Genomic DNA, 25,423 nt, shown 5'->3' on the forward strand with positions numbered 1-25,423 from the left:
CCTCTTTTCAACAATAAAAAGGGTCTCTTGAATTAGACAGACTTCGTCCATTTCAATTCCTCCGCTGGCATTACCCAGATCAGGTATAACGGTCGATAGTGGAATTCCTACCCTCTCAGCCCAAAACCTTGAGCTCCCGCTTGATATGCAGTTGTCGGTATAAAAGTTGAACTATTGATCTTACATGTTAGTCAGCCGTGTGAAATGTTCTTACGAACGCTATGCTTATCCAGAATCATTTCACACTCTTGCCTATAAGTAATTCTTAATTCAACTTATGTACCATCTTAACTTAACTATGCTAGATTTACAATCATATACCAAAAATGCTGAATTTTCCAGAACCCTGGTCGGCTAACCTCCGTTTTTGCCTCACTTCCCAGTGCTCTACTTATTGTATGTTTGGAAGAATAGAGGTATGCTATTAAGCTGAATAAAAATATGTTTTGGATTGCTTTATAGAAGTGGGACTATTGATTTACATGTAAGGCAGCCGCGGGAAATGTTCCTACGATCGCTGTGTAGAAATCCGGTCACAAAGCATAGGCTTCCGATGTAGCTTTCTTTCAGAAGGCTTGTAGGCGAACGTTTCGCTTCTTCAGAATCATTTCACACTCTTGCCTATAAGTAATTCTTGAATTCAATTTATATAGAAGTCGAACTTATATACCGATTAAATGAAGGTGAATGTAATGGGAGAATCCATTTTCAATAAAATACCTTCGGGTGCGGCCCAGCAGCGCGTTCCCGAAGCCAGGATGGCTGCTGCCCGGACCAGCCGCGAGGTCGTCGGCGCAGGCGATCCCGATGCTGCCTATTTCCGCACGCTCGAGGCCAGCGGCATCCTGCTGAATGCCTCGCAGATCGCGGCCGTTCGCCATTTCAAGGGACCGCTGCTCACCCTGGCCGGAGCCGGGTCCGGCAAAACCTCAGTCTTGATCTGCCGCACCGGCTACCTGCTCTCGGTAAGACGTGTCGATCCGCGGGAAATCCTGCTGCTGACCTTCTCCAGCAAGGCTGCCCAGGAAATGCGGGACCGGATTGCTGTGCTCCCCGGGATTCATCCACAGGATATCCGCTTACTACAGGCCCGGACGTTCCACTCCTTCTTCCTGCAGTTGATTCGCAGGCAGGGCAATGAACTTGAGATCTGGAGCGAGACCCGCAGACAGCACATCCTGCTCAAGCAGATGATGCGGGAAATGGGCCTCCAGGATGCCTATCAACCGGAAACGCTGCTGTCGTTGCTCTCTTCGTATAAGACCAACCTGATTGATATTCCGGATATGCCCGAAGATAGTGTGACCGAGCGGGAGACCAAGCGCATTCTTCTGCAGTATGAACAGTGGAAGCTTGATCACGAAAAGATGGATTTCGACGATGTCCTGATCCTGGCCTACCGGCTGCTGAAGGGAAATCCTGCCCTGCTGCGCACCATACAGGACCGCTTCCGTTATATTATGGTCGATGAATTCCAGGATACGAACCATCTGCAATATGAGCTGGTCAAAATGATTGCCGCTCCGCAGGATCACCTTATGGTCGTTGGAGATGATGATCAGACCATCTATTCATTTAATGGAGCGCGCAGCGAGTATATTCTGGAATTCGAGAAGACTTATCCAAGGGCCAAAGTCATTACGCTCGATATTAATTACCGCTCCGGCACCCGGATTGTGGGCCTTGGCAATGAAGTGATCCGGCATAACAAGCACCGCAGAAGCAAGACGCTGGCAGCTGTAAGATCAGGAGCTTCAGGGCCCATGTATACGCGCCCGCTTACCAGTGATGAGGAGGCGCGGCTGGCCTTGGACCGCATCGAGCATGAGGTTCGGGCTGGCAAGCGAACTTATGGGGACTACGCCGTACTCTACCGGGCAACCAGCAACAACCGGGCCATTCTGGAGCAGCTGATGATCCGCGAAATTCCATATATTGAATATGGGGATGGCCAGCTGCTCTATGAGAATACCCTTGTTCTCCCCCTGGTGGATCACTTAAGGCTTGGCCTCAATCGGCGTGACTTCACCGCTATGGAGAGCGTACTGCCGACCCTCTACATCAACCGGGAACGGGGAATGTCCCATATTGTCCAGCAGGAATCTGTCCGGGCTAAGAAAGGCCCGCTGGTTCATCTTCTGACCTTGTCTGGCCTGAAGGACTTCCAAATAACCAAGATTCAGGACAGGCTGGAACTGATCCGAACTCTATCCTCCATGAAGCCTTCGGCGGCCATCGCCCTGATGAGGGAGAAATTCTACAATGCTTATGTCGAGGCCGATGAGCGCAAGCTGCTGACCCAGCACAAGGAAATGATTAAGGAAATGCTGGACGAGCTGGAGGCTTCAGCTGAACGCTTTGATACGGTGGCAGGCTTCCTTGGATTCATCAGTGATGTGATTCAGAAGAGCCGGGAGCAGAGCAGTGATAAGTCCCGGGAACAAGGGAACCGTGTGGCCCTGATGACCATCCACCGGTCCAAAGGCCTGGAGTTCCCGGTCGTGATGCTGATCGGCGCCATTGAAGGCAGTCTGCCGCACAGCTCGGCAATCGAGGCCGACCGCATGAAGGATACCGCTTATCCCGAAGCGGGCGGTGCCTCCAAAGGGGCGGCCGCCCTGGAAGAGGAGCGGCGGCTTGCCTACGTCGCGATCACCCGCGCCAAGGAGGAGCTGATCATCAGCTCCCCCGCAAGGTACCGCGGCAAGAAAGCGGCCGTCTCCCGCTTTCTGCTCTCGGCCTTCGGCGGCGATGCAGCCGAAGGCGCGGTCACCACTTCGAGCGCTTTGCGGGCTCGAAGTGAAGTGGCTGCGGGCACTGGCTACGCCCGCAGCGGAGGCCGGTCTTCGGGCGCTTCGCCCGCCCGAAGCGGCAGTTCAGCGGCGGCGACGCGAACGGAGAGCGTCGCCGCCTGGCTGTGCCAAGGTCCAGGCTGTATTACCTGGACCCGGATTGCGGCGAGGGACCATGGCCTCGCCGCGAAGGCCTGCCCCCTGTGCGGGAAGCCCATGCACAGGGGCCGCAAGGACGTGCCGGTCTAACCGCGGCACGTTCACGCTTGCCTTGCCGGAAGGCTGCGCCGCTTCCGGCACCCTTTTTTAGACCAACATAAACCAAGCAGCCTCTCTCAGGCGTGACATAAGATTGTCCGGGATTCTGAGGGTGTTAGTGCTAACTGTGAAATTTTGATTCTACCCGCACCCTTTGTATCCATCAGATTATGATAACATTACTCTATTAAGTTTATAAGTTTAGTCGTATTTAAATCCAAAAAAAGTATTGACTATGGAAAAGCCAAAAAGGACTGGAATAAGAATACTACTTTCGTTGTTATAAACCATTACAATATCTATTCCTAATAAATTAGGTAATCCCAAGTAAAATATTAGAAATGGATAAGCGGTAAATATAAAACTTAAAATAAGTATAACGAGCTGAGATGAATTGAATATAATTTTTTTTGGTATCCCCCTATACAAAGAAAAGTAAATACCGATAATGATGTTAGCTATTCCCCAAGGCCAAAATTCGTATGAAGCGTTAAATGTTTCATCAGACTTAGTATTGAAGTATTCCAAAGATTGGCTTGCTAAATATAAAATTAATATGAATCCAATAGTCCAAAAAAAGAAATATGCATATCGTTTGATCACCAGAACACCTCCAAATTTAAATCTAATTAACCCATACTCCTTTCATTTTTTGGGAATTTTAACATGGTTTACTTTGATTGTCTACATGAATATTTCTATGGAGCAGATTAGTCGATCAGGGAAAATTATACATAATCGGTGTTGAAATTAGATTACGCTAAAAAGAAGTGAGGGTACTTATAATCCCTCGCTTCTTTTGTACATAAAAGCTTATGTTCTTATAAAAAGTAGATGGAGGGAGCTTAGTCCATTAGATCTGCCCGCTCACCTACTCTCCCCGTGTCACCCCTCATACTTCTTCAGCACAATCACCGCATTGTGCCCACCGAAGCCAAAGGAATTCGACAAACCGATCTCGAACGTGCCCGTCCGGGCCGTGTTCGGCACATAATCAAGATCGCAGCCTTCACCGGGCTGATCCAGGTTGATCGTCGGCGGCACAATGCCTTCTCGCAGCGTCTGTACTAGAGCGATAGCTTCGGCCCCGCCGGCAGCTCCGAACATGTGGCCAATCATCGACTTGTTGGCCGTGACTGGAACCCGGTAGGCATCCTCGCCCAGCAGCTTCTTGATCGCCTTGGTCTCCGCGATGTCGCCCACCTCCGTGCTGGTCGCATGGGCGCTGATTACATCGATATCCTGCGGAGTAAGACCCGCCGATTTGACGGCGCTCTTCATCGCCAGGTAACCGCCGATGCCCTCCGGGTGAGAAGCCACCATGTGGTAGGCATCCGAGCTTGCTCCATAGCCGATCACTTCCCCATAGATTTGCGCGCCGCGCTTCTGGGCATGGGTCAAGGATTCCAGCACAAGGATGCCCGCTCCCTCTCCCATCACGAACCCGTCCCGGTCCGCATCGAACGGCCGACTAGCCTTGGTAGGCTCCTCATTTCGGACTGAAAGTGCCGTAGCATTTCCGAACCCGGCCAGGGCAATGGGATGCGCAGCGGCCTCCGTTCCCCCGGCAAAAATCACATCCGCATCCCCACTGCGAATCACGCGCCAAGCCTCGCCAATCGCCGTATTTCCGATCGAACAAGCGGTGACCGGCGAGAGCGTCGGTCCCATCGCGCCAAAGTGAATGCTGATGAGCGCCGCAGCCATATTGGAGATCATCATCGGAACCAGGCTTGGGCTAACTCTGCCCGGACCGCGATCCCGCAGAAGATCCACGTTGTTCACCAGGGTCTCAATCCCGCCAATGCCTGAGCCAACATATACCCCGAGGCGCTCACGGTCGATCTGATCCAGCTTCAGGCCGGAATGCTCAAGCGCCTGCTCCGCTGCCGCAAGCCCAAGCTGGCTGAACCTGTCCATCTTGCGAGCTTCCTTACGTCCCCATCTGCCTTCGGGATCAAGTCCCTTGACCAAGCCCGCAATCCGGGTCTTGTATCCCGATACATCAAAAGTATCAATCGTGCTGATGCCCGACTTTCCTTCCTTCAGACCGTTCCAGAACGTGTCCAGTTCATTTCCAAGGGGCGATACAATCCCCAATCCCGTAATTACTACTCTTTCCATCTTGGCACCTCTCCCTTAATAACCATTTATTATTTGTTTATTATTCTAACCATCCTTTATCCTATTACAAGTTTGTATTTATCCTAGTATAATTAACACTACAATAAACCTGTAAAGGACGATTACTATGAAACCGGAAGCACGACTTGAAGCCTTATCCGAATTTCTCAAAGCCCAGCGCTCGAAGCTTCACCCTCATACCGTAGGCCTTCCCCCGGGGACACGGCGGAGAACTCCAGGTCTTCGCAGAGAAGAGGTTGCCGCTCTCGCCGGGGTCAGTACGACGTGGTATACATGGCTGGAACAGGGCCGGGATATCAAGGTATCCCCCTCTGTCCTGGATGCCATTGCAGGGGCACTTCAGCTGAACGCCGATGAGCGCAAATATTTATATGATCTGGCGCTTGAATCGGGCTCACACACGAAGCCTTCAGAGAGGGAAGCGGGCACGGTCATCAGCCCCTCACTCAGCCGAATACTGCAGGAGCTTAAATACTGTCCGACTATTATCTCTGACCGCAAATGCCAGATTGTAGGCTGGAATGCAGCGGCTTCGCACGTGTTTCTTAACTTTGATCTGATTCCCGCAGCGGAGCGGAACATGATTGAGCTGTTGTTCAACAAGAAAGAGCTCCGCAGTCTGGCCGTGAACTGGGAGCACTTTGTCCGGGGCTTCCTCTCCATCTTCCGCGCGTATTACGGACAGTATGTTGCTGACCCCTGGTATTCCGATTTCATTGACAAAATGACCCGTCAGTACCCGGACTTCCAGGCGCTCTGGAATGAAAGTGACGTCAGTTCCGCACCCGAGGTCATGATTGAATTCCGGCATGCACGTGCCGGCAAGATGCTGTTCAACCTGACCTCCCTACAGGTTCAGGGCTCCGCCGATCTAAGGTGCAGCGTCTATACACCAGTCCAGGATTCCAACACGGAGACCAAGCTCAGCAAGCTGATGAAGGACAGCAGTATCTAGATGAATGGGTCCTTTTTAAAGGGACAACTCTCGCCTAGAAGTAAAAATATGTAGAAATATGGAACCCGGCATAGTAAGATATATCCATATTTGCCTTGCATGTAGGAGAATCAGCCTATAAGGCATCTATTACAACTCAATCAAAAAAATAAAAAGGGATGATTAAGGGTGCAAAAGTACAGAAAAAGAAACACGCCTGCGTTCACGTTTCTAGCTTATTTCACATTTTTTGCAGGTGTGGCGTTGTTCCTGATCGGAATTTATAATGCCGATATGCAGCTGAACGAGAAGGGATATTATATCGCAGTGATGATTCTGGTAGCTGTCGGGGCTATTCTGACTCAGAAAGTAACCCGGGATAACAGTGAAGATAATGAAATTATCGCTGAGCAGAACCGAAGCAGTAGCCACAGCAGCTAGAATAATTCCGGTTCTGTAGATCGAACAGAAACAGCCGTCACCCAGGTATTCCTCTCGGGGACGGCTGTTTTTTTATCTTAACTTAGTTCTCTTAACTCACTTCTGCTGCTTCTCCTGCTCTTCCAGATAGTCCCTGGTTCTCCGGAGATATTCTGGAGCATCCATCGGATCCGCCGCTACCATCTCAATGATGGAGAGCCGTCCCTGCGCCTGTGCCGCCTGAGCTTGCTCCATGGCCTCATCCAGTTCTCCAATCGTCTGCACGCGGGCGGTATAAGCCTCCCCGCCGAAGGCCTCAGCCAACTTCGTATAAGACCACATCGGTACCTCATTGTACCGCTGCTGCTCGGTCTTCACATTCAAGTACTTCTCAATCGTGTAACCATCATTATTCAGCACAAAAATAATCGGGTGGCAGCCATTCGCCAGCATGGAGCTGATCTCCTGTACCGTCAGCTGCAGCGAGCCGTCGCCGGTGAAGAGAAGCACCCGGCGTCCCGGCGCAGCTATGCATGCCCCAAAAGCGGCTGGCGTCGCATAGCCGATGCTCTCCCAGCCCGCTTGAGCGATATAACTCGCTCCCTCCGGCAGTCTGATCTGGGAGATTCCGTTCATGAACGTTCCCGTCTCGGCAACCACAATATCCCCCTCCTTCAGCATTCGCTGAATCCGCGGATAATAAGCATCGGCGGTTAAGAGCTTCTCCGCGGCGACATCTGCCGCTTCCTGCTCGTAAGGAAAAGAGAGGCTTGGCAGGTCTTCTTCCTGCTCGAACCCCACTTTCATCAGCTCACGCAGCATATCCTCCGCCTTGATATTCATATACACGGCTTCTCCGATTTTGACGGACTCCGGCTGAATATTGATGGTTCTCATAGGATCCAGCTTGGCGGTGAAGTTGGCCGTATTGCTGTCAGACCAGATGAGCCCCGCGGCGATTACGCAATCCGCCTCTTCCACGATGGTACTGACCTGCTCGCTGCCAAAGGCTCCCCCGTACATCCCGATATAATTGGGGTGATGCTCATCGAACCCGCCCTTACCGAGCGGCATCGAGGCCACGGGTACGCTCATGCCCTCGGCCAGTTCGCGAACCGGGTTCATGAGTCTATGACGCATGACCATGGAATCGGACAGGATTACCGCCCGCTTCGAGCTGCCAAGCAGCTGACTCGCATGAGCAACAGCCGCTTTCAGCGAGGATGTGCTTGTCTGCAAATCCTGGAGCTGAGCCCGCCGGGCGAGGATCGGCTTCATCACCAGGTCTATGGCGACGACGAGATAGACCGGCTTTTTCTTGCGCTTGGCAATAGAAAGGGCTGCTGGAATCTCGATGGCCGCATTCTCGGGAGTAATCTCCGCCGTGTAGGCGGTGATAGAGCTGTACATTTTACGAAACACTTGGTAGTCCCCATCATGCAGCGTATGATGCATCAGCTTATGGGCCTGCTGCACCATCGATTTGGGGGAACCAACAATATGCACGACCGGCACGTTCTCACTATAAGAGCCCGCAATCGCATTACAGGCACTCATCTCCCCCACCCCAAAGGTGGTGATCAGGGCGGAGATTCCCTTTAGCCTTGCATAGCTGTCCGCCGCATACCCGGCATTCAATTCATTGCGTCCGTTGATGAACCGGATTCCATCATAGCGTTCCAGCGTATCCAGCAAGGTAAAATTATAGTCGCCGGGTACCCCGAATATCTCCGTGATCCCCTCGGCTCTCAGGCAGTCCAGTAGATACTGGCCCAGCGTGATTTCTCCGGATGGTTGTCCCTCTGTCTGCTGCTTCTCTTCTCCTTGAGCTAATCCGTTCTTGTCAGGCATTCATATCTCTCCCTTAAATTCTCTTGATGTATGTCATTACCCTAACAGCCCGAACTCCTTTCAGGCCGCAGGGGACCGAAGTTATTCGTATCCCGTAGGGGGTAAGGACTCAATATTCTTTAATAAAAAAGAAGTCCTTCAGGTAGTAATACCCGAAGAACCCCTTTATTTTGCAATAAATTCACCTTTTTCTAAGTCTAATTGAAATTGTTTCTCTTTAGTATCATCTGAGCCTGCGCTTATGCCTGGCTTAACGATGAAAAGATCTTTTTTATTGTACGGTAAATGCTCCTTATCGGAATAATTATAACTGTCTAATTTCACGGAATCATATACAAAGCTTAAGGGTACAGCCTTTCCAGAACCTTTCCCTATTGCTACCGCATAAAAAGTATAACCATGTGCAGCTTGATATTGTGGAGTCAGGAGATAGACATCTGTCTCCTTAAAGTGAACTTTATGAAATGAAATGGGCTGGTCTGAAGGCTGAATAAAAGTTAAAGCAGGCAATTCTTTTACGATCTGCTTTTTATTGTCTTGCCCATAAATAAGGATATAGTTACTCTGGAAAGTTAAATCTCCTGCTTGTCCGTAGATACTTGGGGCATCCAAGTGCCCAATTTCTTCGGGTCCTTTCGATTCTACTCGCAGAATACCCTCATCGGTTTGAATCTCAGCACGAATAGAGATGGTATTATTCACCTTATCTATGATTCTTGCCGGAGCTTCATCTGGAAACTGACTTTTAATGACACTGGGTAAATTAGAAGACTTTGAATCCGTATTCTCCTTGCTTATGACTGCCTTATCTTTACTTGATGTAGGAGGTTCTGAATTCTGCTGATTACTACATGCAAATAGCGTACTTAATGACAACAAAGAGGCCAATACCAGAGCTATCCTTTTAATTTTAGTCCTCTCCTTCTTTTCATGCTGCAACTTATATATTATACTCCTAAACCACTTATTTCCAATATTGGATTCTCTGTTTTTTGCTGCTCTACTACATTCCACTACAAGTGCCAGTTGGTCCTCTTTTTATAAGATATGAGCCGCATATTTATTTTCCCAGAAAAAATGTCACCAGCTCTGGCGAGATTGTCTTAGCATCAAGCTTCTTGGTGTGGCCGAGCCCCTTCCTGCTTAACAGCTGCGCACGAGGCAGTACCTTGGTCAATGCCTGGGCGGCACGACGAAGCGAAGCCGGGCTCTCCGTACCCTCAAGTACCAATGTAGGTATTTGGACTGTAGACCAGACATCTGCGGGCAGAGGCCGGCCGGCCGTATATCCTTCGAGCAATACTGCATCATAAGGGAGCGTGTGAGCTACTGCCATCAGATTCGGCCATACGCTCGGCATTAATCTCATAATCCCGACTACGAAGGAAGGAGCCCCCATTCCCTTGGTCATGAAATAGCTGATCGCTTCCTTACGGCGATTGTCCCCGATTAACCTCGTCACTTGCTTAATAAAATCTTTTGGCGGCTGGCGATCTGCCGCATCCACAATGAATGGAGGCTCATGCAATGCCAACTTGGTGATGCTTGCCCCACTCGCTGCTGCCTGCAGGGCAAGAACCGCACCGGATGACAGCCCATATACATAGGCTGAGCCGCCCGCTTCATCGATTAAAGCCTGGAGATCTTCGATCTCTCGCCCAGTGGCATAGGACTGATGATCTCCGCTATCCCCGCGGCCGCGGCGGTCATAATTGTAAACCGTGAATCGCTCCGATAACAGGGAGGCGAGCTTCACCATTTGCGGGAATTTCCGGTAGCTGAACGCACCTCCAACGAGGATAAGTGCAGGTCCTTGACCCACCTTGTCATAGGCAATTTGGGTACCGTCTTTCGAGGTTACTGTATACATAGAACTTCTCCTTTGCACGTTGTTTATACAAGTCTCTATATAGGGCGACGAACCACCGATGGGGAAATCGACACGTATTATGGGGTTCTGAAATAAAAAACCGCCCAATGCTGGGCGGGGTTCGGGCTAGATCGTATCAGATGCTTGTCTTAATAAATCAGTTAGCAGACCCCCATCCATCTGCTCCCCGCTTCGGTACTTGATCGTCTTTCGTTCTGGGGGGCCAGCGAACAATCCTGCGGGAAACTCCAGTCCTGCTGCGTTGAAGATCGTAAAGCTAACAGCATCCTTGGAAGTCGAGATCACTGCTGCATATTTCTTGTTCTTCAAGAAATGGGGCTTATTGTATTGAATGCGTTCCTGAACGTCAGGAATAGCATGGTAGACGACCTGGCGTAACTCTTGGCAAAGATGGGCCTGCCACGGCTCTTTAACTTTCTCGATAAACTCGGTAACCTCTTGATTCATTTTAAACTCTCCTCTCGGATCCTTATTTTAGTCTATGGCACAATCAGCTGCGCGTCTCAAAAGAAACTCGCGCTCCTTTTCATTACAGGTGAGTGCAGCAGCATGTTTGAATTCTATACCCGCCTCTTGTGTGCGTCCCAATTTCATAAGAAGGTCCCCCCGAACGCTCGGTAAAAGGTGGTAGTTCTTCAAGGAGGGTTCTTGCCCTATCGCATCGATGACTTCTAGGCCTACTTCCGGGCCGAACGCCATCGAGAGTGCGACGGCACGGTTCAGTTCGACGACGGGCGACGGTGCGATTTGGGAAAGAGCATCGTACAGCGCCGAAATCCGGACCCAATCCGTCTCCGAAGCCGTACGGGCACGAGCATGGCATGCTGCGATCGAAGCTTGAATCAGATAGGGGCCGAATGCCCTGCCAAGGCGCTCGGCTCGTTCGATCGCAGACAGCCCGCGGCGAATAAGCAGATGATCCCATAGAGCGCGGTTCTGGTCCATAAGCAGAATGGGTTCCCCCTTCTTGTCAATCCGCGCCTTGAACCTGGAGGATTGAATCTCCATCAAGGCCACGAGTCCATGGACCTCCGGTTCGGCGGGTGCTATCTCAGCCAATATCCTTCCGAGCCGCAGTGCTTCCCCGCAGAGCATCGGCCGGATCCAGCTTCCGCCGGAGGATGCGGCGTAGCCCTCGTTGAACATAAGGTAGATCACCTCAAGTACAGACGACAACCGCGCTGGCAGCTCTGCCCTTGGCGGCATTTCGAAAGGGACATGCGCAGCCGCGAGCGTGCGCTTCGCTCGGACAATCCGCTGAGCGACAGTCGGCTCCGGGACGAGGAACGCGCTCGCGATTTCTTTTGTCGTGAGTCCCCCGAGCAGACGGAGTGTGAGCGCCACCCGGGCTTCGGCGGAAAGAACGGGATGACACGTTGTGAACATGAGACGAAGGAGATCATCTCCGACTGGATCGTCGATCGCTTCATCCCAATCCGGCTCGTACTGTCTTTCTATTTCCCAGCCGAGCTCCGCGTATTTCTGGTCACGCACTTTGCTTCTGCGCAGGTGATCGATAGCTCGGCGTTTCGCGGTTGTCATCAGCCACGCTCCCGGGTTATCCGGGATGCCTGATTCTGGCCACCGCTCAAGTGCAATAATAAGGGCATCCTGAGCCAAATCCTCGGCCAGACCGACATCTCTGACCCTACGTGCCAGACCTGCAATAATCCTGGGCGATTCAATTCTCCAAATTCCATCGATGGTACGGTGGGCAGCGGACTTATTCACGACCTGGCTTCCTCGTTACACTTGCACGCATTTCTATTTCTTTGGCTAAGGCTTCCGGGTCCTGGGTCAGTTCCGGGGCCTCGAATACTTGTCTCAGCTCGATTTCACCTTCTCCTAAGCCGTGCGGGTCTGGCATCCTCATGGCCCACTGGATTGCCTCTTCCCTCGATTTCACCTCGATCAAGGTGAATCCCGCGATCAGCTCCTTGGCTTCCGTGAAAGGCCCGTCCAATACCGCCGGCTTACCGCCCGGTTCCGGATAAGAAATGCGAATCGCGCTTGAGCTTGGGTGAAGTCCTTCTGCAGCAACTAACACACCTGCTCTAGCCAGTTCCTCGTTATACCGCGCCATGGCGTCAAATAGCTCTTGACTAGGCATTACACCAGCCTCGGAATCTTGGGTTGCTTTTACAATCATCATAAATCTCATTGAAGATCCTCTCCTTGTCTCTTATGGGTATCTATAATTGCAACGAACGGGAGGCTCCAGAATCGACAGGTCAAAAAGATATTTTCTAATTTTTTCAACTTCTGATCGTGTTTTTCCTGCTCATTCTAAATGAAATTCCACTTGACACCCCTTCAGGTCTCTTGTATATTCAATGCAAACATATGTACTTACGCGGAAGCACCCGTAAGATCAGGCGAGATGCCTTTTCTTACGGGTGCTTTTTGGCGTGATCGAGCTCAGTGTTGCAGTCTTGTACAGAGCGAGAGCTGCGGGACTGCGCAGAGGGGCAGCGGTTCCCGCAACTGCATAGAGCCCCTCTCCATCATGCCCTGCCGCTTAGGCACAACAATCTAAAGGAGGCACTTACTATGAATCTGAACCAATCAATAGCCATCATCATTCTGGCTGCTGTACTTGCCGCAGCAGTTCCCTCATCGGTAATGGGATCAACCTCCCAGCTGACCGATTCGCTTAAGTTATCTGTGGAGAAGGCTGCCGCAGCGGCGGATGCACCGCTAAAGAGCCGGATTACTGCGTCTTTCAGTGAATTATCCTCACTGCTTGCACAGGAGTCCGCTCTGGATGGGACCATCAAGAATGCACATTATGGGAACGAAGAAGCGGTAATCGCCGTTCGCAAACAGATCACAGGGATTGATGCGGACAAAGTCGCTCAACTGGAGAAGAAGCTCCAGATGACCAAGGACAAGTACAAGCCGATGTTCGTGCTCTACAGCTCCGTCAGCGGCACCAAATCTGCTACGGCCGAGATGCGGCTTGCTGTCCAGCTGGCCAGGGAGGATATCAAGCTGAAGGAGAAGCAGCTGAAAGCCGCCAAAGATGAGAAAGCCAAGAAGATCAAGGACATTCGAGCAGTCCTTTCTGGCATAGATTCTGTCAAAGTGCAGATCAAATCAGCCAAAAGCGCGGTAGATATCCCCAAGAAACGGTATTCTGCAGAATGGAGTGACTTCAAGCAGCTGCTGAAGAAAAAGGACGCCAAGCGAACAGCGGACTGCTTATCTGTCCTTCTCTCTCTAACCCGCCAGACTGTTGATCAGAAGAAGGGGATTCACACTTTGGAGATGAAGATCAGCGGAATCATCGCCAAGGCGAGAGCCCAGATTCCAGCGAAGTAACTTGATTTGAAGCACAGCAAAGACTGCCGGATCCATCCGGCAGCCTTTGCTCCTACAATGCAATCCCTTAGATCACATTCACATTCTGCTTATGCCGGAACTCCGTTGGAGTTAAGCCGAACTTCCGGCGGAAAACCTGGGTGAAATGCCGCATGTCTTGGTATCCTATCCGCTCGGCAATCTCGGCGAGCCGAAGCTTTGGATTCAGCAGCAGCTTCTTCGCCTGCTCAAGACGCAGGGAGATAACGTAATCCTTGTAACCCTGCCCTGTCTTCAGCTTGAACAGCTGGCTGAAGTAGGCAGGGTTAAGGTAGACGACGGAAGCCACACGTTCGAGAGAGAGCTCCTCGTTATAGTGCTCCCTGATATATTCAATTGCATCGTCAATCGACTTTTCTCCACTGCCTTTAACAGGCTCAATGGACTGCACAGCGGATGCCTGTCTCATCTGCTTGACCATTTGCGGGATTGCACTGAAATCTTTATTCAGTCCGGAGACTGCAATATGGAAAGGGATCTTCACGTAATGGGTTAAGTGTCCCTTAACCGAACCTTTGAATACATCGAGATCCTCGTTAAGTACAACTAGCCCCAGCAGGCAATTGGAATCAAAGCTCATGACGAACCCTCGGCCGCTGTTATCAATCAGCTCAGACAGCACATTCTCGACGATGAAATGCTCCAAGGCATGATGAGTCTCCGCCCCTTCAAGCTGTACCATGATCAGATAGAATTCAGCGTATTCCTTACTAAAGGACTGCATATCCAGGTTGCCCGTATCCAGTCCAGAAGCCAAGCGGCGAAGAATGCCCTCCTGAAGAAACTTGAGATTCTTGCGAAGCTTCTCCCCTTCTCTCAGGCGCTCACTTTCCTGCTCGATCTCAGTCTCCAGACTCTCCATCAGTTCAACCAGCCGCTTCTTGCCTATCGGCTTAAGCAGATAATCCCGGGCACCCAATCTTACCGCCTCCTGGGCATAAGAGAACTCGGAATGTGCAGAGATCACAACCCACTTCACAAGCGGGTAGCGGTGCTTCGAGATCCTCATGAACTCGAGCCCGTTAATCCCAGGCATCAATATATCTGTAAGCACTATATCAATCCGCTGACTCCCCATAATTTGAACAGCCTCTGGGGCCCGGGCAGCTAAATGAACGTTATATTCCGGACAGATCTGCTCGATCGTCCGTCTGATCCCCTCCCGAATTGCGCGCTCGTCATCCGCGATCAGGATATTCAGGGTGTTCATGTTCTTCTCCTCCTTGGTTCTGCGGCAGTGGAATTATAATGGTCACCGTGGTTCCTTCACCTGGGATGCTGTAAATTCCCAGACCGTACTCCTCGCCGAACATAATCTTCAGCCGCAGGTGAAGATTCTGCAGCCCGATTCCACCTGGTCCTTTACCGGATGGTCTTCTTTCATCCAGTGAGGCTACAAGCCGCTCCAGCACAGCCGGCTCCATTCCGCAGCCGTTATCCGCAATCATAATTTTTAGATTCTGACCGTCTTCCCTGACCGTTACTCTGAGAACGCCCTGTCTGCTGCCCAGCGATTCCAGCCCATGCTTCACCGCATTCTCGATCACCGGCTGAAGCGTCATCTTCGGAATCCGGATATCCATCCACATCTCATCCGTCTCCGTCTCTACCTTCAGCCTTCCATCCAGCCGGAACAGAATAATGTTCAGATAATGATTGATCTGCTCAAATTCCTCCCGAAGGGTGACATCGGCCCCCTCCTCCCAATGACTGCTGTATCGGAACATATGGGAAAGCGACAGAATGATCTCGCCCAGCTGCTCATCTCCGTCGCCCTTCTCATCAAGCATCCAGTAGATCATGTCCAGCGTATTATAGAGGAAGTGCGGGTTAACCTGGGACTGCAGCGCATGCAGCTCTGCATTCTTCTCACTAACTGACGAGATCTTCACCCGTTCAATCAGCTCCCCAATCCGCCTAACCATCCGGTTAAAGGACGCCACCAGAATGTTAATTTCCTGATAAGAGGTTACATTAAGCTCCCCTCGGAAATTCCCCATTTCGACCTGCTTCATTTCCCGGATCAACCGCTTCAGCGGGGATGAGAACGTCTTGGAGATGATGGAAGCAATCAGAGCCGACACGATGATCAGAATGGAGACCACGATCAGCAAATATCGCTTCATCTGCATCAGCTCAACATTCAGGTCCTTATCCGGGGTGATACTGACGACCGACCAATCGGTAAAAGGCAGCCGGGAAGCAATTAGCAGATGACCTTGATCCTGCTGTACCACCACATTCTTCTCACTGCCGAGGTCCGGAATCGGCACTTCCGGACTGGGCTGCGGAGTAACGGATGTAGAGACCATCCGCCCTCCCTTGGAGACCACGTATACGCTGGAGTGCTGTCCCAGCTTCAAATTGTTCAGAGCCTCGATGATCGGCTTGGGATTCGTCTCATACAGCACAACGCCAATCCGCTTATGTTCGTCCAGATCGAAGATTTGACGGCCGAAGGCGAAGACCGGCATGCTTTGATTCTGGTCGATCAGCGAGTGCGGAAATACGCCAAGCCAGACCATTTTCCCGGAGGACTGCTGAATCTGGTTGTACCATTCCTGCTCCCGATAATGGGGGTCGACCACATTGATGTAGTTCCCGTAGTTATAAATCTTGCCTTTATCTGTAATCACGTGAATCCCAACCAGATCATCCCGGGAATAAAAGATAGCTCCTATCATATTGGTAATGGACTGCTCGTTAAAATAAGCCATAGCCGGTTCTGTATAGTTCTCGTTCAGCTTGCGGACCATGTCGAAGTTGTTGCTGAGTGTCTTCGACAGACTGTCATATCCTTTATACAGCAGATCGAAAAGGCCGACAGTCTGTGACACGTTCTTCTGTGCCAGATCACTTATTTTGTCATGGAACTGCTCCGTGTTGCGATTATAATAGAGCAGGCTCACTACAAGTACAATTCCTGACATACAAAACAGGAACAGCAGGAACAACCGATGGTTTATGGAATGAAAACCTCTTCTCAAAGGATTATCCCCTCCCATCCAGTAGTCCTGCTGTTCTTCTAATGACTTACACATGAGGCAGCCGTGTGAAATGTTCTTCCGATCGCTGTTGTTCCCAGTTTTCTCAATTAAATTAATAAGGTGGAAATCCGGTCACAAAGGCGAACGCTTCGCTTCTCCAGAATCATTTCACACTCTTGCCTATGGGTAATTCTTAAATTGAACTTCTTCTAACTCCATTATAGTAGGGCAGAGTGAGCCCGGCAATCGTAATTATCCCTTAACGGCTCCGGCAACCATTCCTTTGGTGATCCGCTCGGATAGAATAAAGTAGATCAGGATAACAGGCAGCGCGCCCAATATCAGGAATGCTCCGATATCCCCGTAGTTCACGGAATACTGGCTGACGAACGTGTACACCCCGAATGGAAGCGTCTTAAGCTTCTCGGCCGAGATGAAGGTCGCGGCAAGAATGTACTCGTTCCAAATGGTGATAAAGGTCAGAATACATACCGTCATCATCGGCGGGATCGAGATCGGCATAATGATGCTGCGGAAGATCCGGTACACACTGGCCCCATCGACAAAGGCCGACTCTTCAATCTCATGCGGAAGTCCTTTCATAAAGCCACTCAGAATGAACACCGCAATCGGTGTCGAGAAGGCAACGTAGGGCAGGATGAGCGATAAATGCGTATTAAGGATATGAATGTTCTTGAAAATAATCATCAGCGGCAGCAGAGTAGCCTGCATCGGGATCATCAGACCCATCATGAAAATAAGCAGGATGACGTTCCCGTAGCGCCACCGGAAACGTGAGATCGCATAAGCTACCATCGAGCTTAGTATGATCACACAGACCATAGTCACCACAGTGACCAAGACACTGTTGGACAAATATTTCAAATAACTGCCCTGTTTGTAGGCTTCAATATAGTTGTGCCACTTCCAGACTTTCGGAAGAGCGAAGAAGCTGCCGCCCAGGATTTCTTCATTGGTCTTCAATGAATACAGAAACAGCCAGAGCAGCGGGTACAGCTGGGTAATCACCGGAATCGCGAACAGAAGATACACGAATCCTTTTTTCACTTTACTCATTTTCGTGCACTCCCTTTCTATCCGACTTTCTTCTCTATACGGCTGAAGATCAGGTTAATAATAACGGTAAAGATTAAGCATACGATGACCAGGAAGGTCGCAATGGCACTACCGTAACCATATTTCATGGACAAGAATGAACTATTATACATGTGTGTAGAAATTACATCTGTGGCATGAGCTGGACCGCCGCCCGTCATAACCATGACGAGGTCGAAAGCCTGCAGAGAGCCAATGAAAGCTAGTACAACGGATATTTTGAAGATCGGTACGATCAGCGGCAGGGTAATATAGCGATCTGCCTTGAAGCCGTCGGCACCGTCGATTTTGGCCGCTTCATAAATTTCACTCGGCAGATTCTGAATTCCGGTAAATTGAATCAGTAGATGATATCCGAAATACTGCCACAGGGATACAAAATACAGGCAGAACATCGCAATGTTGGGCTCAGTCAGCCAGTTATGCGCCCAGCTTGGAAGTCCAAGGGAGATCAGAACGCCATTGAGCATCCCGCCCATAGAGGTTGGATTATAGATGGTTTTCCACAATTGACCGATGATTACGACGGATAGAATAACGGGAGTGAAATAAATAGATACCAAAGAGTTCGCTCTTCTTACATAGCGATTCAGCAAGATTGCCATCAAGAGACATAATGGAATTTCCAGCATGGATGCAACAGCATACACCAGAGTTCTGCGGACCGAAGGCCAGAAGACCGGGTCATGATAGAACATATTTTTGAAATTATCTAATCCTATAAATTTGGCGCTCGCAATGCCGTCCCAGCTTAGAAGTCCGGTATAGAACGATACAAGGATCGGGACAAACACCAGACATACATACAGCAGCAGACAAGGCAATACGAAGACGGCAATCGTACGTCCGGGCACCTTCAACACATTCACGACTTTCGCCCCCTATGTTTAAAAGCTCGGTGCGAAGAGGCACTTGGCCACTTCGCACCGCTTGAGTTATTTGTTCGCTTCAAATGCAGCCTGGTGCTCTTCAGCCACCTGTTTGGAATCTGTCTTCTGAACGAACAGGTTCTGGATGCTGCTCAGGTGAACCTGTGCGGTTGCCGGATTCATCGTGTTATCAAAGGCCAGATCGCCGCCCTTGATGTTGTTGAATAGACCCGCCACTTCAATCGCAAGATCAGAGTAACCTCCAGATTTCAGATCACCTTCTACCTTTTGTCCAAGACCTACAGCGTTCTTATTCTCAAATTGTTTCTTAGGGAAGTTAAGTGTAAAGTAGTTGAGAAAATCCTTGGTCTCCTGCAAATGCTCACTATTAGCAGAAATGGCGAATCCACTGCCTGGCGCGAGCATGAAATCGTTAAGGTTGCCTTTACCGTTAATCGTCGGGAACTGGAATGCCCCTACTTTACCGGCTACAGAAGAAGCGTCAATTGCACCTGTCTCCCAGGTTCCGATCACCCACATTGCAGCTTTACCAGATTTGAAGATGTTACCGCCAGCATTAGCATCAATGGAAGTTGCTCCGTCAGGGAATGCGCCAGCTTGAACGAGATCCTGGAAGCGGTCAACAGCTTCAATAAAAGCAGGATCATCAAATTTCTTCTTGCCATCCACTACATCTTTCAGGAAGCCAGGGCCGCCGTTTGTGCGAAGCAGCATATTCATGAACAGGAAGGAACCAGTCCAGGAATCTTTCTCTCCGATGGCGAGTGGTGTAATTCCTTTGGCTTTGAGCGCCTTCACGTCGGCCAGGAACTCATCGAACGTAGTAGGAACCTTCTCAATTCCTGCTTGCTTGAACAGATCCTTGTTATAATACACAACTTCAATATTGTTACCATCTGGCAGCGCATACACATTGCCATCGAAGCTGTAGTTGTCGAGGAGTCCGGCCTGGTAAGTGTCCTTCAATCCGTTCTTATCGATCACATCATTCAGCGGTGCCAGCAATTTGGCATCCACGAACGGCTTCATTTGTGCGGATGGGTTAACAATCGTGATGTCTGGCACTTCCTTGGAAGCAGCCTGTGTCTTCAGCTTCATCTTCTGCTGGTCTGTGTTCAAGGTATCGAGTTCGATATGAATGTTCGGGTTAGCCTTCTCGTACTCTTCTACAAGCGTATGAAGGGTTTTATAAGTTGGGGTTGTAGGGTCTGGGTAAATGTTCTGGAACGTAATGGTAACTTTTTTGTCACTTGCTTTGTCTCCACCTGAGGATGCATTGCTGCTATCTGTACCCGAGTCGGACTTAGCTCCGCTTCCACATGCGGCTAAGCTGAGTGTCAGCGCGCCTGCCATAAGAATGGAAAGCGTTTTTCTTAACGGTTTTTGTACCATTTTGTAGCCCCCTGTTATTTAAAAGTATAAGTTAATTATTAGCGATAACAGCGCTTCCAACAAGTTGTGGATTTAAGAAGAAAGGTTTGTTTTTTTTAGATTTGTATTTAAAAGGATAAGGTGGATCGTTTGCACCAATTTCACATAGATATAGGGAGTAAATCTACTTAGGAAATTCCGCCCCAAAATCAAAACAAGCTGAAGCCGTAAAATTCCGGCTTCAGCTTGTATGGTGGACTACTTACTTATAATAGGAGGTTGTCAGCGGAACGAACCAGTTCCCGCCTTCCTGAAGGTCTGCATGTACATATAGAGTTTGAAGTCCGCTGATATCAATCTCATACGTCTTGAGTCCATCAGATACATTAACCTTATCAATCTTCAGCTTCGTATCTGTATCGCTGTCGCTAACAAAGAACTCTTCAATATCCTTGCCGACTGCCGCGGTCTGCAGATACAGCTTCTGGTACTTTCCTTTTGGATACAGCATAAATCCGCTGGAACGTCTCCCTGATGAGTTATTGAAGAATACATATTTATAATCCTTGCCGTTATACGTCGTTAACTGAGGATCCTTAGTCCGGAAGTCTCCGCCAGCACTATCGGCAATCGGAACACCGTCCTGCTTCTCGCCCAGGAAAATCGTATTCGTCTTGCCATCATAATCAATCGCTACGCCCAGAGCATTAGAAATGGCACGTACCGGCAGGTATGTACTTCCATTGTACGTGATCGGTGCCAGTGCAGCCCCTTTGTCATTCTGCGGTTGGAACGGCTTTCCATTCACCTTAAATTTGATAGACGGGTCGAGGAAAGCTTGGATCTGCTGCAGATTTGCGCCCGCATATACACCAGCAGAGGTGCTCATTAATAAAGCAGCAGCGGCACCAGCTGTAATCCATTTCTTCTTCATGTGAACACTCCTTTTGAGGAAATATGCCAATTTTGGCAATTTGTATTCAGCATACCTGATTCCCTGCGGCCTGAGTATAGTCCGATAGCAGCAAGCACGCGGTTCACCTGATCCGAATGCCCTACCGGGAGCCGGGACTCACCCCTTCATGACGGAATTTCAACATCCAGCCTCTGCCTTGCTCACAAAAAATAACGCCCGGATGTCATTATAGACACTCGGGCGTTATAGCGGAGATTAAAACTCCCTCTTCTTCTTCGGAGACAACATCAGCGCGGCTCCTGCCAGGATAAGCACAAAAGCCATCAGTGGCTGGCCGAGCACCATATGGCTCAGCATAGAGCCAATGGAGAATACGGCGAAGAACAGAAGCGAAATCACCGTCAGAATGTTAATCGGAATGAGCAGCCATCTGTTGCGGCCGCCGAACCAGTAGAGCTCGAACAGACCCACCGCAGGGGCCAGAATGAAGCCCGGCCACATCGTACCCCAGCTGTCAAACAGCGTAGCCAGCTGACACACCAGTCCCACCGTGAATAGGATTCCGCCCGGAACGAGCAGGCCAACGCCTTTACGGCCCGTCATGGAGAAGTACAGCCAGTGCATCAGGAGGCCAAGCGGAATGATGAACAGCGTAGGCCAGAAGTATTCAAATATAGTTCCCGGCCCCATTGAACCCGTCTTATTTAGAAATAAGTATGTTCCCAGCAGAATGAAGACAGGTCCGAAAATCGACTTTGTATTCATGTTATGTAACACTCCTCTACCCGTTTTGATCTGTTATCAGGATAACACGATTGGAAATATTTAACCTCCATCTGGAGGGAGGATTGTTCCTAGACCAAAGTCTAGGAGCCATTGAGGGTTAACACCTGAGGCCGCTCGTCAAGCGGGATTCCAGCCTCAGCCTACGTATAGAGTCGTCATAACACCTGATGGCATTGATTTTCAGTTCGTGAGTCAGGGGTACATCCTTATAGGAAGATACAGCCCCAAGAGGCTGCCCCGCACGAATGCTGAGGCAGCCTCTTAGTGGATTATTGTCCAATGGTGATATTGGAAGAAGGAGCTGAAAGGGCATTGATCGTAGCGTTCGTGCCATCCGCTATAGACAGAACGTACACTTTGTACGTTCCTGCCGTGACTGCCGCTGCGTCCAGTAACACAGCAGCTCCCGTGTTCCCGCTGCGGCTTACTACGGCAAGGGATAATACGTTAGCTGCTGTCACAGTAGTCTCCCCTGCGGGTACAAGAGCTACCGTATACGATGCAAAATTGCTGTCGTTAGGCACTGTGTAAGTCACATTAACTTGCTTGGGTACGGTCTGGTCCAGAGACGCCGTAACACTGGTTACAGCCTTAACCGTTACCGGAGCTTGCACTTGCGCTGGCGGATCCCCAATCGTGATCTCGGCTGATGCAGCAGATAGGGCATTTGGAATGCCTGCGATGGACGAGACCGCCAGAACGTACACTTTGTATTTTCCGCTGGAGATAGGCTGGTTTGTTGTATCATTCGAAGACACTGGAATCGTTAATTGCCCGCTGCTGCTCTTCGTAAAGTTTGTATTGTCATTGGCACTCGTCAAGTCGAACGTCCCCGAACCTGAAGGAACTACAAAGACCCTGTATTCCTTGACGTTCGAGGGGGTTGCCGAAAGATCAAAGGTTACCGCAATCCCTGTAGCCTTACCCGCACCATCTTTATTCACGGCAGCCGTAACGTTGGTGGCTGGTTCAACCTTGGAGGTATCCGTAAGTGTGACAGGCTGGGAGCTAGCAGAGAGCGCGCTAGATCCGGTTCCCACGGAAAGAACATACACGCTGTAGCTGATCCCGCTGCGAATCGTATTTCCGTCCGTGTCCTTCGCGCCGGAAGCAAGATCCTTGGTGATAGCGCCTCCCGTCTTGCTTACAGAAGTGTAGTTCGGATTAGACACCGCCTCCGCTTTCGTGAAGTTAGCGGCATACTGGCTCTTAACTACAAAAATACGATATTCCGTAAGTGCAGTCTCATCTGGAGCCTTATTGAACGTGATCCTTAAATCACGGGCATCCCCGTAATTCTTGGTATCGGCTGCGGTAACATCCGCTGCCGCCCCAACGGTTGTATTAGCCAGCGTAATTACAGCTGAAGCTGAGGACAGTGCGTTACTGCCAGCATAGTAGCCTCCACCTAATGAGAGTACAAAGATCCGGTAAGCCACACCATTTTGAATCAAGTTCCCGTTCGTATCCCGGGCCCCGGAGGCCAGTACTTGGCTCACATTAGACCCCGTCTTGTTCACCAGGGTGTAATAGCTGCTGGACTGAGCACTAGCCAGATTAAAGCTGCCTGCAGAGGCATTATTTACGACAAAGATACGGTACTGCGAAAGGGTAGACTCATCGCTGACCCTATTGAAGCTTACTCGCAGATCTGTGCCGTTATTGTTGTTATTCACATCTGCTGCACTCACGCCGGTTACAGCACTGACATTCATATTGTCATACAGGGTAAGGGCAGAGGAGTAACTGGATAATGCATTACTGCCCGCACTGCTGCCGCTTCCCACAGAGAGGACAATGACCCGGTAGCTGATACCGCTGCGAATCGGATATCCATCCGTATCTTTGGCGCTACTCGGAAGCAGCTGGTCAATGTTATATCCGGTCTTGCTCACATAGGTGTAATAGCTGCTGGACAAGTTGTTCGCCGTAGATAGGCCAAAGTTGCTTGCACTGCTGCTTCTGACCACAAAGATCCGGTAATGGCTGATGTTGGTCTCATTGCCTGCCCGGGTGAAGGTCACCCGCAGGTCTCGGCCATCGTTATAATCTCCTACATCACTGACGCCCACGTTCGTCACTGCATTCACATTGGTGTTATTCCATAAGGTCAGCGATGAGGACATCGAGGACAGGGTATTCGTGCCCGAGTAACTGCCAGTGCCAACGGCCATAACGAAGAAACGATAGGCTGTTCCATTGGTGAGAAGGGTACCATTTACATCTCTGGAGTTGGAATTAAGCATCTGGCTGATATTGTAGCCGCTCTTGCTAATTGTAGTGTAATAGCTGCTATACAGTGCATTCGCAGAAGACAGAGTGAAGCTGGAAGCGTTCTGCTCTTTAACCGCAAAGACTCTGTATCCACTGATTAGGGATTCATCGGAGACCTTGTTAAAGCTGATCCGCACGTCACGGCCATCGCCATAGTCACTGACATCACTTACCCCCGTAATATACGGAGCTGTAACTGTACCACTGCTTAGGGTGAACGCTTGCGAACCCGCAGATAATTGATGGGAAGCGATGCTTAAGTTGCTGCTTACTGACAGTACATAGATCGTATAGGAGACGCCATTCTTGATATACTCACCGGAGGTATCTCTAGCCGAGGAGCCGAGTGTAACGCTAAGGCTGGAAGCCCCCGTCTTGTTCACCGTAGTATAATTCGATACCGCCGCACTGCTTGCCGCGGACGGACTGAAGCTGTTCACATCCCTGGTCTTCACGACAAAGACCCGGTAATTCGCAATATTGGACTCATTCTGTGCTTTGGTGAAGCTGACGGACAAGTCCCGCCCATCTCCGTAATCGGCAATATCTGTTCCTTTAACAGAGGAAGCCGCTGTATTCGACCCCAAAGTCACAGCTCCAGATGCACTAGAGAGAACACTTTGACCCTTGCTGCCGACTGTAAGAACATACACGGTATAAGACAGGCCAGAGCGGAGCAGTTCTCCATCCGTATCCCGGGTGTTCGAAGACAGATTCACAGAGCGGTCCGATCCTTGAAGCCCTACAGCGGTATAGTTCGCCGAGGATACCTGCCGCGCGGCAGTCTCGCCAAATGCGCCCGTTCTGCTAGTTTTGACAACGAGCACACGATATTGACTTACAAGAGATTCATTGGCGGATTTGGAGAAGCTGACATTTAGATCCCGGCCATCCCCGTACTGACTTATAATCCTCGGAGTGACGTAAGCTACCGGACTCAGCTCGGTCGGCTCAGGAGTATCCGAATGGCTGACATGTACGCTGCGGGTAGAAGCTCTCCATTCCACATCGGCTCCGAGTGCCGTGCTGACGAACCTTACCGGAACCAGTGTACGTCCATTGACTTCTTGGGCAGGAACATCCAGGGTAACCTTCTGATTATTAAGGGTTGCCGCCTTGGAGTTCAGCTTGAGGGTGACCTTAGTGCTCCCCTTCTTGGCTGTAATCATGCTCGTCTTGGCGTTCCAGTCCACCGTCGCATCCAGCGCTTCAAAAATAGCCCTCAGCGGAAGCAGGACGCGTCCCTCTTTCTCAATAGGTGCCTGGTCTGCGGCTAATTTGATCCCGTTCATATAAATGCGGATGGGCGAAGCCGCCGCCTGAGCCTGTGTGTGCCACGATAATGATGCAATTAATGCGATAATCGTAAGCAAGAAAACGACTCTTTTCATAATATCCTCCTCTATCAAGCCTATAATTGCTTGTTCGCTAA

General features: G+C 50.2%; 20 protein-coding genes and 1 riboswitch. Of the genes, 4 read left to right on the forward strand and 16 right to left on the reverse strand.

What is annotated here, in order from left to right; genetic code table 11:
* Positions 1-39: 39 nt before the first annotated feature.
* Positions 40-150, reverse strand: a riboswitch (TPP riboswitch).
* A gap of 542 nt (positions 151-692) precedes the next feature.
* Complete coding sequence (locus EJP77_RS10630; RefSeq protein ID WP_127199211.1) at positions 693-3,041, forward strand: UvrD-helicase domain-containing protein; 2,349 nt, start codon at positions 693-695, stop codon at positions 3,039-3,041.
* A gap of 210 nt (positions 3,042-3,251) precedes the next feature.
* Here EJP77_RS10630 and EJP77_RS10635 read toward each other — a convergent pair whose 3' ends face one another.
* Positions 3,252-3,653: a hypothetical protein gene (locus EJP77_RS10635; protein WP_127199212.1), complete on the reverse strand. Its 402-nt coding sequence runs from the start codon at positions 3,651-3,653 to the stop codon at positions 3,252-3,254.
* 282 nt (positions 3,654-3,935) lie between these two features.
* Complete coding sequence (gene fabF, locus EJP77_RS10640; protein WP_127199213.1) at positions 3,936-5,174, reverse strand: beta-ketoacyl-ACP synthase II; 1,239 nt, start codon at positions 5,172-5,174, stop codon at positions 3,936-3,938.
* A gap of 127 nt (positions 5,175-5,301) precedes the next feature.
* On the opposite strand from fabF, the gene EJP77_RS10645 reads away from it, so the two are divergent.
* Both EJP77_RS10645 and EJP77_RS10650 read left to right on the forward strand, forming a co-directional pair.
* Entirely contained in the window at positions 5,302-6,150 is an 849-nt protein-coding gene (locus tag EJP77_RS10645) for a helix-turn-helix transcriptional regulator (protein ID WP_127199214.1), read from the forward strand.
* A 168-nt stretch (positions 6,151-6,318) separates the two neighbouring features.
* Positions 6,319-6,570, forward strand: a complete 252-nt coding sequence (locus EJP77_RS10650) for a YiaA/YiaB family inner membrane protein (RefSeq protein WP_127199215.1) — start codon at positions 6,319-6,321, stop codon at positions 6,568-6,570.
* Between the two features lie 96 nt (positions 6,571-6,666).
* On the opposite strand, the gene EJP77_RS10655 is transcribed toward EJP77_RS10650, so the two are convergent.
* The 6 genes from EJP77_RS10655 to EJP77_RS10680 all read right to left on the reverse strand — a co-directional run bounded on the left by EJP77_RS10655 (position 6,667) and on the right by EJP77_RS10680 (position 12,452).
* Entirely contained in the window at positions 6,667-8,400 is a 1,734-nt protein-coding gene (locus EJP77_RS10655) for an alpha-keto acid decarboxylase family protein (RefSeq protein WP_127199216.1), read from the reverse strand.
* A gap of 165 nt (positions 8,401-8,565) precedes the next feature.
* On the reverse strand, positions 8,566-9,339 hold the full coding sequence (locus EJP77_RS10660; RefSeq protein WP_127199217.1) for a hypothetical protein: 774 nt from the start codon (positions 9,337-9,339) through the stop codon (positions 8,566-8,568).
* A 121-nt stretch (positions 9,340-9,460) separates the two neighbouring features.
* The gene (locus EJP77_RS10665) at positions 9,461-10,270 is read right to left on the reverse strand and encodes an alpha/beta fold hydrolase (protein ID WP_127199218.1); all 810 of its coding nucleotides are present in this window, start codon (positions 10,268-10,270) and stop codon (positions 9,461-9,463) included.
* A gap of 126 nt (positions 10,271-10,396) precedes the next feature.
* Positions 10,397-10,738, reverse strand: a complete 342-nt coding sequence (locus EJP77_RS10670) for a DUF1801 domain-containing protein (RefSeq protein ID WP_127199219.1) — start codon at positions 10,736-10,738, stop codon at positions 10,397-10,399.
* Positions 10,739-10,765: 27 nt separating this feature from the next.
* On the reverse strand, positions 10,766-12,022 hold the full coding sequence (locus EJP77_RS10675; protein ID WP_127199220.1) for an RNA polymerase sigma factor: 1,257 nt from the start codon (positions 12,020-12,022) through the stop codon (positions 10,766-10,768).
* Positions 12,015-12,452: a YciI family protein gene (locus tag EJP77_RS10680; protein WP_127199221.1), complete on the reverse strand. Its 438-nt coding sequence runs from the start codon at positions 12,450-12,452 to the stop codon at positions 12,015-12,017. The genes EJP77_RS10675 and EJP77_RS10680 overlap by 8 nt, the downstream gene beginning before the upstream one ends.
* Before the next feature lie 389 nt (positions 12,453-12,841).
* Between EJP77_RS10680 and EJP77_RS10685 the strand changes: the two genes are divergently transcribed.
* On the forward strand, positions 12,842-13,612 hold the full coding sequence (locus tag EJP77_RS10685) for a hypothetical protein (protein WP_127199222.1): 771 nt from the start codon (positions 12,842-12,844) through the stop codon (positions 13,610-13,612).
* 67 nt (positions 13,613-13,679) lie between these two features.
* Here the strand turns inward: EJP77_RS10685 and EJP77_RS10690 are convergent, their stop codons facing one another.
* From EJP77_RS10690 to EJP77_RS10725, 8 genes are all read right to left on the reverse strand, one after another.
* Positions 13,680-14,852: a response regulator transcription factor gene (locus tag EJP77_RS10690; protein WP_127199367.1), complete on the reverse strand. Its 1,173-nt coding sequence runs from the start codon at positions 14,850-14,852 to the stop codon at positions 13,680-13,682.
* Positions 14,830-16,638: a cache domain-containing sensor histidine kinase gene (locus EJP77_RS10695; RefSeq protein WP_127199223.1), complete on the reverse strand. Its 1,809-nt coding sequence runs from the start codon at positions 16,636-16,638 to the stop codon at positions 14,830-14,832. Before EJP77_RS10695 ends, EJP77_RS10690 begins: the two co-directional genes overlap by 23 nt.
* Before the next feature lie 252 nt (positions 16,639-16,890).
* Positions 16,891-17,715: a carbohydrate ABC transporter permease gene (locus EJP77_RS10700; RefSeq protein WP_127199224.1), complete on the reverse strand. Its 825-nt coding sequence runs from the start codon at positions 17,713-17,715 to the stop codon at positions 16,891-16,893.
* A 17-nt stretch (positions 17,716-17,732) separates the two neighbouring features.
* A complete protein-coding gene (locus tag EJP77_RS10705) occupies positions 17,733-18,623 on the reverse strand; it encodes a carbohydrate ABC transporter permease (RefSeq protein ID WP_127199225.1) in 891 nt (296 codons plus the stop codon).
* Positions 18,624-18,689: 66 nt separating this feature from the next.
* Positions 18,690-20,036, reverse strand: coding sequence for a sugar ABC transporter substrate-binding protein (locus tag EJP77_RS10710; RefSeq protein ID WP_127199226.1), 1,347 nt, complete (start codon positions 20,034-20,036; stop codon positions 18,690-18,692).
* 241 nt (positions 20,037-20,277) lie between these two features.
* The gene (locus EJP77_RS10715; protein ID WP_127199227.1) at positions 20,278-20,949 is read right to left on the reverse strand and encodes a stalk domain-containing protein; all 672 of its coding nucleotides are present in this window, start codon (positions 20,947-20,949) and stop codon (positions 20,278-20,280) included.
* Positions 20,950-21,186: 237 nt separating this feature from the next.
* On the reverse strand, positions 21,187-21,696 hold the full coding sequence (locus tag EJP77_RS10720; protein WP_127199228.1) for a hypothetical protein: 510 nt from the start codon (positions 21,694-21,696) through the stop codon (positions 21,187-21,189).
* 290 nt (positions 21,697-21,986) lie between these two features.
* Complete coding sequence (locus tag EJP77_RS10725) at positions 21,987-25,382, reverse strand: copper amine oxidase N-terminal domain-containing protein (RefSeq protein WP_127199229.1); 3,396 nt, start codon at positions 25,380-25,382, stop codon at positions 21,987-21,989.
* Positions 25,383-25,423 lie beyond the last annotated feature (41 nt).

This window comes from Paenibacillus zeisoli, assembly GCF_003994465.1.
Taxonomy (GTDB): domain Bacteria; phylum Bacillota; class Bacilli; order Paenibacillales; family Paenibacillaceae; genus Fontibacillus; species Fontibacillus zeisoli.